Source organism: Blastomonas sp., from assembly GCF_030373265.1.
Lineage (GTDB): Bacteria > Pseudomonadota > Alphaproteobacteria > Sphingomonadales > Sphingomonadaceae > Blastomonas.
This window is the reverse complement of the sequence record NZ_JAUCZC010000032.1, coordinates 23,926-34,510: the sequence shown is the minus strand read 5'-3', so window position 1 is coordinate 34,510 and position 10,585 is coordinate 23,926. Positions and strand designations below refer to the sequence as shown.

General features: G+C 58.7%; 12 protein-coding genes. 6 read left to right on the top strand and 6 right to left on the bottom strand.

Going from position 1 to position 10,585, the window contains the following annotated elements; all coding sequences use genetic code 11:
* Positions 1-394 precede the first annotated feature (394 nt).
* Positions 395-826, bottom strand: a complete 432-nt coding sequence (locus QUV11_RS15330; protein WP_300883761.1) for a lysozyme — start codon at positions 824-826, stop codon at positions 395-397.
* A 116-nt stretch (positions 827-942) separates the two neighbouring features.
* Between QUV11_RS15330 and QUV11_RS15325 the strand changes: the two genes are divergently transcribed.
* The 3 genes from QUV11_RS15325 to QUV11_RS15315 all read left to right on the top strand — a co-directional run bounded on the left by QUV11_RS15325 (position 943) and on the right by QUV11_RS15315 (position 2,146).
* Positions 943-1,491: a hypothetical protein gene (locus QUV11_RS15325; protein ID WP_300883760.1), complete on the top strand. Its 549-nt coding sequence runs from the start codon at positions 943-945 to the stop codon at positions 1,489-1,491.
* 23 nt (positions 1,492-1,514) lie between these two features.
* A complete protein-coding gene (locus QUV11_RS15320) occupies positions 1,515-1,751 on the top strand; it encodes a hypothetical protein (RefSeq protein WP_300883759.1) in 237 nt (78 codons plus the stop codon).
* A gap of 200 nt (positions 1,752-1,951) precedes the next feature.
* On the top strand, positions 1,952-2,146 hold the full coding sequence (locus QUV11_RS15315; RefSeq protein WP_300883758.1) for a DUF6771 family protein: 195 nt from the start codon (positions 1,952-1,954) through the stop codon (positions 2,144-2,146).
* A gap of 617 nt (positions 2,147-2,763) precedes the next feature.
* Here QUV11_RS15315 and QUV11_RS15310 read toward each other — a convergent pair.
* A complete protein-coding gene (locus QUV11_RS15310; protein WP_300883757.1) occupies positions 2,764-3,246 on the bottom strand; it encodes a hypothetical protein in 483 nt (160 codons plus the stop codon).
* A 27-nt stretch (positions 3,247-3,273) separates the two neighbouring features.
* Between QUV11_RS15310 and QUV11_RS15305 the strand changes: the two genes are divergently transcribed.
* Positions 3,274-4,026: a hypothetical protein gene (locus QUV11_RS15305; RefSeq protein ID WP_300883756.1), complete on the top strand. Its 753-nt coding sequence runs from the start codon at positions 3,274-3,276 to the stop codon at positions 4,024-4,026.
* 82 nt (positions 4,027-4,108) lie between these two features.
* Here QUV11_RS15305 and QUV11_RS15300 read toward each other — a convergent pair whose 3' ends face one another.
* Both QUV11_RS15300 and QUV11_RS15295 read right to left on the bottom strand, forming a co-directional pair.
* Positions 4,109-5,017, bottom strand: a complete 909-nt coding sequence (locus tag QUV11_RS15300) for a nucleotide-binding protein (RefSeq protein ID WP_300883755.1) — start codon at positions 5,015-5,017, stop codon at positions 4,109-4,111.
* 159 nt (positions 5,018-5,176) lie between these two features.
* Positions 5,177-6,157: a ComEC/Rec2 family competence protein gene (locus tag QUV11_RS15295; protein WP_300883754.1), complete on the bottom strand. Its 981-nt coding sequence runs from the start codon at positions 6,155-6,157 to the stop codon at positions 5,177-5,179.
* Positions 6,158-6,230: 73 nt separating this feature from the next.
* Here QUV11_RS15295 and gltX point away from each other — a divergent pair, with 73 nt between their 5' ends.
* The gene (gene gltX, locus QUV11_RS15290; RefSeq protein ID WP_300883753.1) at positions 6,231-7,691 is read left to right on the top strand and encodes a glutamate--tRNA ligase; all 1,461 of its coding nucleotides are present in this window, start codon (positions 6,231-6,233) and stop codon (positions 7,689-7,691) included.
* A 54-nt stretch (positions 7,692-7,745) separates the two neighbouring features.
* Complete coding sequence (locus QUV11_RS15285; protein WP_289618498.1) at positions 7,746-9,029, top strand: citrate synthase; 1,284 nt, start codon at positions 7,746-7,748, stop codon at positions 9,027-9,029.
* Between the two features lie 77 nt (positions 9,030-9,106).
* Here the strand turns inward: QUV11_RS15285 and QUV11_RS15280 are convergent, their stop codons facing one another.
* A complete protein-coding gene (locus tag QUV11_RS15280) occupies positions 9,107-9,283 on the bottom strand; it encodes a hypothetical protein (RefSeq protein WP_289618499.1) in 177 nt (58 codons plus the stop codon).
* Positions 9,284-9,286: 3 nt separating this feature from the next.
* A complete protein-coding gene (gene dnaN / locus QUV11_RS15275; protein ID WP_289618500.1) occupies positions 9,287-10,405 on the bottom strand; it encodes a DNA polymerase III subunit beta in 1,119 nt (372 codons plus the stop codon).
* Between the last annotated feature and the right edge of the window lie 180 nt (positions 10,406-10,585).

Below are 10,585 nucleotides of genomic sequence, written 5' to 3'. Positions count from 1 at the left end.
CCATGGCTGCGTAACTTAAACCAAACAGCCTCCGGGAAACCCGGTGCGGTTCAGAGATTGGAATGCTAGCGGACCTTAGCAGCACCTACAGTAGCCGAGTTGCAAAGGGTGAGGGAAACAGCGAGGACCAGCAGGCGCTCAAGATTCTTACCAGCCGCGCTCTACATCGAGGCATCATGATCGCCGAGAATGCTGCTCGCGGCATCTTCCCCAGCTATCAGCCATGCGAAAATGCAGTCGCTCCCGATTGGCAGGAATTGGGTAACCTGCTTGAAAGCCACCAAGATTGGTTTGACCAGCAGGAATAGGATAGCTCCGCCCCACAAGTGTGGAGCAGGGCTATCTAGGTCGATGGATTGAGCAGCCCAGCGATTGCCCGTCGGGGCAACTTTATTTATTTGGCGAATAGCTCCGCCTCTGCGCCTTGCCTCCTCACAAGCCCTGCGAGCACTCTCCCGCCACCCAGGTTCCAGCGCCCGAACTGCTGTGCTGCCGCATCATATTGACCCTGATTGAGCAGTCGCAGGAGCGTGCTGGACCCAAGAGCGCCGGTCCCGACGTTGTAGGCAAACGACACCAGCGCCCCCAGCTGGTTTGCAGTCAGCGGGACTTTGACCAGGACACGAACCCTCCGTTCAAATGCGTCATACTCAGCGACTAACCATGCATCTGCCTGAGCCTGAGTGCATGTGTCTCCACGCTTCACATTTGTAGTTCTTCCCCAACCAATAGTCCGACGACCCGCAGGACAAAGATAGGCTTTTAATTCACAAACTTCGAATTGCTTGATTAGGGCCAAGCCAGCCCTCTTTGAAGTAGCAGTCATCCACTACTTACCAGAAATCTAGCGAATCCTCATAAGTGCGCAGTTAACTACCGCAGCAGTCTCTTAAATAATCGCGGAGAGAGGAAACAACCTCTCCCGATTGTGAGGAGAGACTTATGAGACAGAAGACAGCGCCCACAGCAACACTTAAGCAGGCACATCACCCAGAATTCAACGCATGGGTAAATGCACTACACAGATGCCACAACCCCGCCCACTACAGCTTCCCAGACTATGGAGGGCGTGGGATCAGCGTATGCGATGAGTGGCGCAGGGCAGAAACAGGCTTCGAAACATTTCTTGATGACATGGGACCACGCCCATCCCCAGACCACTCCATCGAGAGACTGGACAACGATGCAGGATACGAACCTAACAACTGCATATGGGCTGATCGAAAAGTGCAAAGCAACAATCGTCGCAAGCAGCGGGACTACCAAATGGAGTTTGGTCTCGGCTTTGGCCCCCGCAAGAGCCCGATAATTGAATACCAAGGCCGCATCCAGACCATGCACAAATGGGCAATGGAAATCGGGCTTAAAGGCTCCACCCTTCGCCAGAGATTGAGGCGTGGCATGACTGTAGAGCAGGCTTTCACTGCAACCACAGAGGAGCTGAAGAAGCCACGCCGCCTCAATGTTCTGAAACAGATTACAATTCGCTAAGATCGATCCCAGGGAGAGAAACGATGACAAACGAACAGATGACCCGAGCAATCACGAACCTGACCGACCGCATGAACCGCGCAGAAGCCAATGCTGCCCACAACAAGCCAGTGGTTGCCGGTTGCAGCTTGCAGACTGCTATTGATGCGGCAATCGGCTTGCTTGAAGCGGCTATAGAGGGTCAAACTACCGGCTGGTCGGCCGTCAATCGGAATAGCTTGGCCGAGGTCATCAAAACACGCCTCGTCAATGGACGATGACATCGACCCGGCGGAGGAAGCCGACACACTGCGCAGGGACATCGTGGTGCTGTTAAGTCAGAACCCACACTGTTGGATCGCGAACCTTTTAGGACAGCGCCTGGCGGACCTTTACAAATAACCTGCGAAGCGTCGGGCAACCGGCGCTGTCGTGGTGAATGGCCCTTGCAAGAATCAGAACGAAGTGAGAACATCGGATAATGATGACCCCTGATTCTTCCACCGTGATCGCCACCGCCCTGCTCACCAGCAGCGGTTTTGCCCGTGTTGCCCTTACGGCCCCCAATGAGCGCCTCCGCGAAGCCGCCGCAGCCGAACTTGCCCACAAGATTATCGCTGCGCTAGAGGGTTCTGAGAAGCCCAGCGATCCGAGGCAAATGACCCTGCCCCTTTGAAACGGTGGGTCATCTTGGAAACCTGAAATGGGAGACGCTGGAGCAGTTCACATCACGGCAAGCCAATATTGCGGCCACCTGCCTCCGATGCCGCCGACGGACCACGCTCGATGCTCAGAAACTGGCCAGGTATTTTGCGGTTATGCGATGGCCGACGAGCATCCACCAAGTGGCCCAGCGGCTCTATTGCGTGCAATGCCGAAACCGGCCGGACAAGCTGCGCCCGTGCCGAAATCTACCCAGCGCCCTGCGCTTCCTGCCCGAGAGTGAGGTTGAGTGGAAACGCTTGATACGACGTTTACGAGGCTGAAACTACATCGACGCCCTACCAAAAAACTGCTATATTGGAGCCTCGAAGTTAGGAGTGGTTTTCATGTCCTTTGGAGAGTTGCTTCGCGCTTTTGGAAGAGGCGCTGCCTACAAGATCGGATTTGACGACGGAAGAGCAGGCAAATCCCCGAATTTGTTACATTCTATGGGAGAGCGGACTGGACCTGAATATAAGCGGGGACATCATGATGGCACGCTCGCTCGCATTGCTGACAAATAACCAGTCACCTTCTCACTCGTTATCGGCCATTCGCGCTGTCTGAAGCGTTACCCAAATGGTCAGCTGGTCAGTAAACACCTAGCGTCTTGCGCCCCTGTTCGAGGATCAGCTCCAACGCCGTATTGAGGCTTTCGTTCACGCCCGTGTGATACGTATACGGCCCCTCGTCGTCTGGAACCTGCTCCAGAGAGCTCAATAACCAGGCGATAGTGCCATTGGTTTCGTCGGGCAAAAGAAGCATGGCGTTGGACCGCGCCTCATCGAGTCTAAATCGGGCGGATTGGTATCGCTCGGAAAGCTTCGCACTATACTCTTCGCTGAAACTGCCATGGGTTTCCAGCTCATGAATCCACCGCAGCTGAATGCTGATCATGTCGCCAAGAACTTGGACCAAATCCGCAAAAGCTTGTAGCCGCCGGTCCCAAGCCTTCTCACGTTTGTATCTCCCCAATGCCCACCGCACTGCTAACCACGCAATCAAAAGTGCGCCACCAAGCTGGGCAAGAAGCTTGATCGTTTCGAACAACCAGTTATCGGGAACAAGCATCATACGGCCGATCTATTGGGAATGGACATCGTGAGCATAATCAAAGAAATAATCCACAGCGAGTCGTCAGAATGGATACGAAAACAGGCATTCGCATCGCTTGAAGGCCGGGCAAAGCACTGTGCCATGAATGCGTGGAGATATTTGCTTTACGCTGACCTGATAGCGGATACCGCACCAACAGTATCACTTTTTTGCGCCACTCATGCGACGGAAGAGGCAGTTGCTGCCTTCATTTCCTCGGCAAAATCCAACGGCTATGCTGCCGAAGCAAAGAATTTGAACATCCATGATCACTTCGTAAAAACCTTGCTCTCTGTCTTTGCACGCGCTGTATCAAAACACGTTGAGGAAATTGAATTAGCTTTTGCGTTGCATCCAGACCACGACAGACTTTACGCGCGCATTGATGGCGGAAACGGATTAGAAATTCACCCGCTCAGCCTGAGCTTGATATCCTACAATCCTGACACTGCTGATACCTCATGGGGTCGTGCGCTAGAAGTGTTCGCCTCGGAATTTGCGGATGAGCGAGCAATGCTAGCGGCGATCAAAGAGCAGTCCAATCTGCGGAACAACGCTATCTACGCCAGCAGTGCGGGCATCCCTGCGATCTCAGATGAAGAACTGAGACGCGGGCTAAAGGAAAATGCGTGCATCACAATTGGATTGGTCTGGGCTGCATTAGATATGGCACAACATGGAAACCAGAGAGTAGCATTCATCGTTCAGGCTCTCGGAGCAGCATTACGCATTGCCGAGCGGGCAGCAGCAAAAAAGTAAGGCGGCTGCCTGCGTAAAACATCCTAAAATAACGGGGATTGCGAGTTGCACTCAATCACTCGCTAGGCCCGAACCAGCAAATTCACATGCCAAACGCTTTATCCAGCTCAAACTCATAACCAGCATTTTTAAGTTCACGTGCTAGCGCCAGCTTCCAACCATCTGCAGCATCTATCGCGGTCCAAACCACACCTGCGATGTCAGAAGGCAATTCAATATCGCCCCTCTTCAGCGCAGCTACCCTTGATCGTCCCAACCGACCCACAAAGTAGCCAAGTTCCAGGACCACATTCTGACGTGCCCGAAGTCTCAATTCGTCGCTGGCGAGTTCATCACCATGTCGGCGCCCCCCAACATCGTCAGCCGTCATCAGAACCACAGCGAACCCGACATCGGCTTCGTTCTCGAATTTTTCGATAATCGTACGCCCACCGCTTGCTTGTTCATGTAGGATAATCGGCTCCAGGCCGCATCCAGAGATGAACCTCGCAACCACGGCTTTTGCTTCTTCATCCTGACCATGAACCAGAAAAACCTTATTGCTGGAGACGGTCTTTCCAATCAAAGGCCTGGGCGGCATTGTGCTATTTCCATCCGACGAACTGATCTGTTCATCAATTAGATCTAGGCGTTCGACCAAAGATATGAGTTTGTCACGCTTTTGGATTACCCATTCTTTAGCGTCTTCAACCTTTTGGCTAAAGGCAGGCTCATGAGAATATACTCCACCAACACTAGCATAGTAGCTGTATTCGTCAGCATATTCGGTAGATGTAAAGGCACGCCGCAAAAATTCGGTATTGTAATCATTCCACTTAGCGTAGTCTGATTTGAGCTCGTCGAGTGCCGCAAAACTATCTATCGTTCGTTCAATGAGTTCCACACCAATCTCAACTCTAGAAAGAAGCTGCGCCCTGACCTGTTCACGCGGTTTCGCGAGCAAAGCCGGCTCGGGCTTCTGCGGTCTAGTCGTAGTCGTTTTCCGTGCCATGCCATGCCCCTTACTGTGCTCTGAAAATGTAGGGTGCTATTATGACGGTCACAATGACCACTTTACCACTAACATCATTCAGATATCAGGAAACTGTGAACAACCCAGAGCTAGAGACACCGAACCCGCAATTTTCTGCGGTTCCTGAGTGCTTGACTCCTATAACGCGCTTGTGAGCAGAGTATAGGCAATCCCCGCCAGCGCCCCTGCGCCTGCCGCCACCAGCGGTAGCGGCACCGCGCGCGCCAGCGGTGGCGACAGCGCGAGCAGCCTCAACGTCACCAGCCACACCGCGCCAATCAGCGCTGTGACATGCAGCCCGCTGATCGAGAGCAGATGCGCAAGGCCGCTGCGCCGCATCGCCTCGGCGTCGTCCTCGCTGATTGCCCCGCGGTCTCCGGTCGCCAGCGTCGCGGCGATGCCGCCTGCCCCGCCGTCGAGCCGTGTCTGGATATGCGCCGAAAGCCGTGCCCGCAGCGAATCGAGGCCGCTCTGCGATCCGGCCGGTTGCACGCTGCGCGGAGGGTCGAGCATGCTGCCGGTCGCACCCAGCTGATCGAACCAGGCACGTTGGGCAAAGCTGTAACCGCCCGGGAGCGACGCCTGGGCGGGCGGCATCAACCGGGCGCGCCCGGCAATGATCGCCCCGGGCCGCGCCGCGGCATCGTCGAGCGCCAGATCGAGATTGACCCGCACCGTTCGTGGCAGACCAAACGCGGGCGCAGTCTGCAACACCAGCCGCACCTGGCCGCGCGCCGGTTGCATCTCACGCTCGATCACCCGCCCGGTGAGCGTACCGAACCACGGCGCCGGCAGCGGATCGGCGGCGACTCGCTCCGCGCGCCAGGCCATATGCGCGGTACCCGCCGCCAGCATCAGCCCGGCGATGAACACGCAGCGCGCACCGAGCTCCATGGCTGCCCAGCGCCCGTGCACCGCCAGGACGCCCAACGCGGTCGCCGCGCCGAGCGCGATCACCACCCCGTGCCATGCGCCGCCGGGCAGAGCGAACCACGCGGCAATCCCGGCCCCAAAGGCGACGACGATCCATGGCGGCAGCTGATCGCGCTCCGCCAGCACGAAGCGCTCCGCCGCCGGGCCAAGCCTGACAGGCGTTGAAAAACGGGACAAACTGGCCATTTGTCGCTGCCAGAAAGCCGTGCTAGAGGCGGTCGAAATTGCCATGTGCGGCGAGTTTGAAAGGAAAGCGTAAGTGAGTGCAAGCGGCGAAAACGTGACGGTTCCGGCAGCAAGGCCCGATGGACAGGTCGTCACCCGCTTCGCCCCCTCGCCGACCGGATTTCTCCACATCGGCGGGGCCCGCACCGCGATGTTCAACTGGCTGTTCGCGCGGCACCACGGCGGCAAGGCGCTGCTGCGGATCGAGGACACCGACAAGGCGCGCTCCACCCCCGAAGCGATCGACGCGATCTTTGCCGGGCTCGACTGGCTGGGGCTCGACTGGGACGATACGCCTGTCTTTCAGAGCGAGCGCGCCGGGCGTCACGCCGAGGTAGCACATCAGCTGCTCGACGCGGGCAAGGCCTACAAATGCTTCGCCACCGCCGAGGAACTCGAAGCGATGCGCGCCGAACAGCGCGCCAAGAAGCTGCCGATGCGCTACGATGGCCGCTGGCGGAACCGCGACGCTTCGGAAGCCCCCGAAGGCGCGCCCTATGTCGTCCGGCTGAAAGCGCCCGAAGGCGGCAAGCTCACGATCGCCGACGAGGTCCAGGGATCGGTCACCGTCGATGCGCGCGAACTCGACGATTACGTGCTGCTGCGCTCGGACGGTACACCGACCTATATGCTCGCGGTGGTGGTCGACGATCACGACATGGGCGTCACCCATGTCATCCGCGGCGACGATCACCTCAACAACGCCTTCCGCCAGCTTGTCCTTATCCAGGCGATGGGCTGGCCCGAGCCGGTCTATGCGCATATTCCGCTGATCCATGGCAACGACGGGGCAAAGCTCTCCAAGCGCCACGGCGCGCTGGGCGTCGAGAACTATCGCGACGACATGGGCATCGTCTCGGATGCGATGTTCAATTATCTGCTGCGGCTGGGCTGGGGCTATGGCGATCGCGAGAAGATTTCGCGCGCGGAAGCCGTCGAGCTGTTCGCCTTGGCCAATGTCGGCAAGTCGCCATCGCGCTTCGATGCCAAGAAATTGGTCAATCTGAACGGCCAGTATCTGCGCGAGATGGACGATGCCGTGCTGGCCGCTTTGGTCGCCCCGCGCGTCGCAGCTTTGATGCCCGGGATCGAGGCCGAAGCCAGCACCGACCTTCTCACCCGCGCGATGCCGGTGATGAAGCTGCGCGCGCGCGACCTCAACGAGCTCGCCGATGGGGCTCAGTTTCTCTTCAAGACGCGTCCCTTAGGCATGGACGAGAAAGCAAAGTCTTTGCTAGAAGACACCGGGACCGCGATTTTGCAGGCAGTATTGCCAGTTCTGGCCGAGACAGCGCCATGGACAGCTGCCGTTCTGGAGGACAAGGTTACGCAATTCGCCGAGGCTCAGGGGCACGGTCTCGGTACGTACGCCCAGCCGCTGCGCGCCGCTCTTACCGGGCAGGCGCGCTCGCCGGGCATTTTCGATGTGCTCGAACTTCTGGGACGCGAGGAATCGCTCGCCCGGATCAACGACGTCACGCGCGTGGCCGCCTGAGGGCCGCACGCACACCAATAGCTTGCTAAAGAACCGATTTGAGGAGAACGAACCGTGTCAGACAGCGCATCATTGAAGATCGGCGACAAGGACAGCAGTTATGCGATCCGGTCCGGCACCATCGGACCGGACGTGATCGATATCCGCAAGCTCTATGCCGAAACCGGCTGCTTCACCTATGATCCCGGCTTCACCTCGACCGCCAGCTGCGACAGCGCGCTGACCTATATCGACGGGGACGAAGGCGTCCTGCTTCACCGCGGCTATCCGATCGGCGAACTGGCCGAGGATTCGAGCTTCATGGAAGTCTCGTACCTGCTGCTCAACGGCGAACTGCCGAGCAAGGAAGAGCTCGAGACCTTCACCTACACGATTTCGCGCCACACCATGCTGCACGAACAGCTGATGCAGTTCTATCGCGGGTTCCGCCGCGATGCGCACCCGATGGCGATCATGTGCGGCGTCGTCGGCGCGCTGTCGGCGTTCTATCACGATTCGACCGATATCGCCGATCCCGAGCATCGCCGCATCTCCAGCCATCGCCTGATCGCCAAGATGCCGACGATCGCGGCGGCCGCGTACAAATATTCGGTTGGCCAGCCGTTCGTCTATCCCGACAACTCGCTGTCCTATACCGGCAACTTCCTCAAGATGACCTTCGGCGTTCCTGCCGAGCCTTATGAGGTCAATCCGGTGGTCGAACGCGCGCTCGACCGCATCTTCATCCTGCATGCCGACCATGAGCAGAACGCGTCGACCTCGACCGTGCGGCTGGCCGGGTCGTCGGGCGCCAACCCGTTCGCGTGCATCGCAGCGGGCATCGCCTGTCTGTGGGGCCCGGCGCATGGCGGCGCCAACGAAGCGGCGCTCAACATGCTGCGCGAGATCGGCACACCCGACAAGATCCCCGAGTACATCGCGCGCGCCAAGGACAAGAACGATCCGTTCCGCCTGATGGGCTTCGGTCACCGCGTCTACAAGAACTACGATCCACGCGCGACCGTGATGCAGAAGACCGTGCGCGAGGTGTTCGACGCGCTCAAGGTCAACGATCCGGTATTCGAGGTTGCCTTGCAGCTCGAGGAAATGGCGCTCAACGATCCCTATTTCATCGAAAAGAAGCTGTTCCCCAACGTCGACTTCTATTCGGGCGTGATCCTCTCGGCGATCGGTTTCCCGACCACGATGTTCACAGTGCTGTTCGCGCTCGCCCGCACCGTCGGCTGGGTCGCGCAGTGGAACGAGATGATCTCCGATCCCGGCCAGAAGATCGGCCGCCCGCGTCAGCTGTATACCGGCCCGACGCAGCGTGGGTATGTTCCCGTCGGCGAGCGTTAAAATCGCTTGAGATTGAAATGCAAAACGCCCTCCCGGTCCGACCGGGAGGGCGTTTTGCTGTGTGGTCAGTGAACGAGTCAGGTCGCGCCTCCTGCGACCACCAACCCTGCCATCAACAGCATCAGCACGAGCAGCGAGATCACGAACAGGCTGGCAAACAGCGTCAGCGAACCGCCGGTCCGATCAAACCGGTAGACCAGCAGCAGCACCCCGATGATGACGGCGATCAGGACAAAGGCCCCGACGCCGGGCACCGATCAGACGCGCATCGGCATCAGCACGTAGAGCGCGCTGGCCTTGTCGTTTTCGCGGATCAGCGTCGGCGCGCTGGAGTCGGCCAGATGCAGTTCGATGACGTCGCCTTCAAGCTCGCCCAGAATGTCGAGCAGATAGCGGGCGTTGAAGCCGATCTCGAAACCCTCGCTCGAATATTCGCCTTCGACCTCTTCGGCCGCGGTGCCGTTTTCGGGGCTGGTCACCGACAAGGTGATCTTGTCCTTGTCCAGCGCCATCTTGACCGCACGGGTCTTTTCGGTGGCGATGGTGGCGACGCGGTCGACGCCCTGCGCGAAGGCCTTGGGGTCGATGCGCAGCAGCTTGTCGTTGGCAGTCGGGATCACGCGGCTGTAATCGGGGAACGTGCCATCGATCAGCTTGGAGGTCAGGATGGCGCTGCCCAAAGTGAAGCGGATCTTGCTGGCCGACAGGTCGATCTGCACCTTGGCATCGCCGCGCTCGTCGAGCAGCTTGCGCAATTCGCCGATGCATTTGCGCGGCACGATGACATCGGGCATGCCCTCGGCGCCATCGGGCCGGTCGAGCGTGACCCGCGCCAGCCGATGCCCGTCGGTCGCCGCGGCCTTGAGCACGGGGCGATCGTCATCGGCGACATGCAGGAAAATGCCGTTGAGATAATAGCGCGTCTCTTCGGTCGAGATCGCAAAGCGGGTCTTGTCGATGATCTGGACGAGCTCGGCGGCGGCGAGTTCGAAGCTGGTCGGCAGCTCGCCCTCGGCAATCACCGGGAAATCGTCGCGCGGCAGCGTCGGCAGCGTGAAGCGGCTGCGTCCGGCGCGGACCAGCATCTTGCCGTCGGCGGCATCGAGCATCACCTGGCTGCCATCGGGCAGCTTGCGCGCGATCTCGAACAGCGTGTGTGCCGAAACCGTGATCGATCCGGCGGTTTCCACCGAATAGGCGCTCATCGTTTCGACGATCTGCAGGTCGAGATCGGTCGCCATGAAGCGCAGCGCGCCATCGGCCGATGCCTCGATCAGCACATTCGACAGAATGGGGATTGTGTTGCGCCGTTCCACCACCGACTGAACATGGCTGAGGCTCTTGAGGAGCGTCGCGCGTTCGATTGTCGCTTTCATGAAAATCCCCCGAGGCCGGTCGGCCTCAAATCCAAAAGACATGCCCTGCCATAATGGCAGAATCCGGACCAACTTCATTAACAATATTGGCTTTTCCCGCAAGCCGATAGCCGCGCAAATCGGTTTAAACTGTGGAAAATGAGCCGCCGGGCTTGCGCGCGGTGCCGCTATTGCCGAAAC

What these genes read in the sequence shown, in the direction of transcription:
- QUV11_RS15330 (WP_300883761.1), bottom strand. Translation starts at nt 826, where the DNA reads ATGACTGCTACTTCAAAGAGGGCTGGCTTGGCCCTAATCAAGCAATTC.
- QUV11_RS15325 (WP_300883760.1), top strand. Translation starts at nt 943, where the DNA reads ATGAGACAGAAGACAGCGCCCACAGCAACACTTAAGCAGGCACATCAC.
- QUV11_RS15320 (WP_300883759.1), top strand. Translation starts at nt 1,515, where the DNA reads ATGACAAACGAACAGATGACCCGAGCAATCACGAACCTGACCGACCGC.
- QUV11_RS15315 (WP_300883758.1), top strand. Translation starts at nt 1,952, where the DNA reads ATGATGACCCCTGATTCTTCCACCGTGATCGCCACCGCCCTGCTCACC.
- QUV11_RS15310 (WP_300883757.1), bottom strand. Translation starts at nt 3,246, where the DNA reads ATGATGCTTGTTCCCGATAACTGGTTGTTCGAAACGATCAAGCTTCTT.
- QUV11_RS15300 (WP_300883755.1), bottom strand. Translation starts at nt 5,017, where the DNA reads ATGGCACGGAAAACGACTACGACTAGACCGCAGAAGCCCGAGCCGGCT.
- QUV11_RS15295 (WP_300883754.1), bottom strand. Translation starts at nt 6,157, where the DNA reads ATGGCCAGTTTGTCCCGTTTTTCAACGCCTGTCAGGCTTGGCCCGGCG.
- dnaN (WP_289618500.1), bottom strand. Translation starts at nt 10,405, where the DNA reads ATGAAAGCGACAATCGAACGCGCGACGCTCCTCAAGAGCCTCAGCCAT.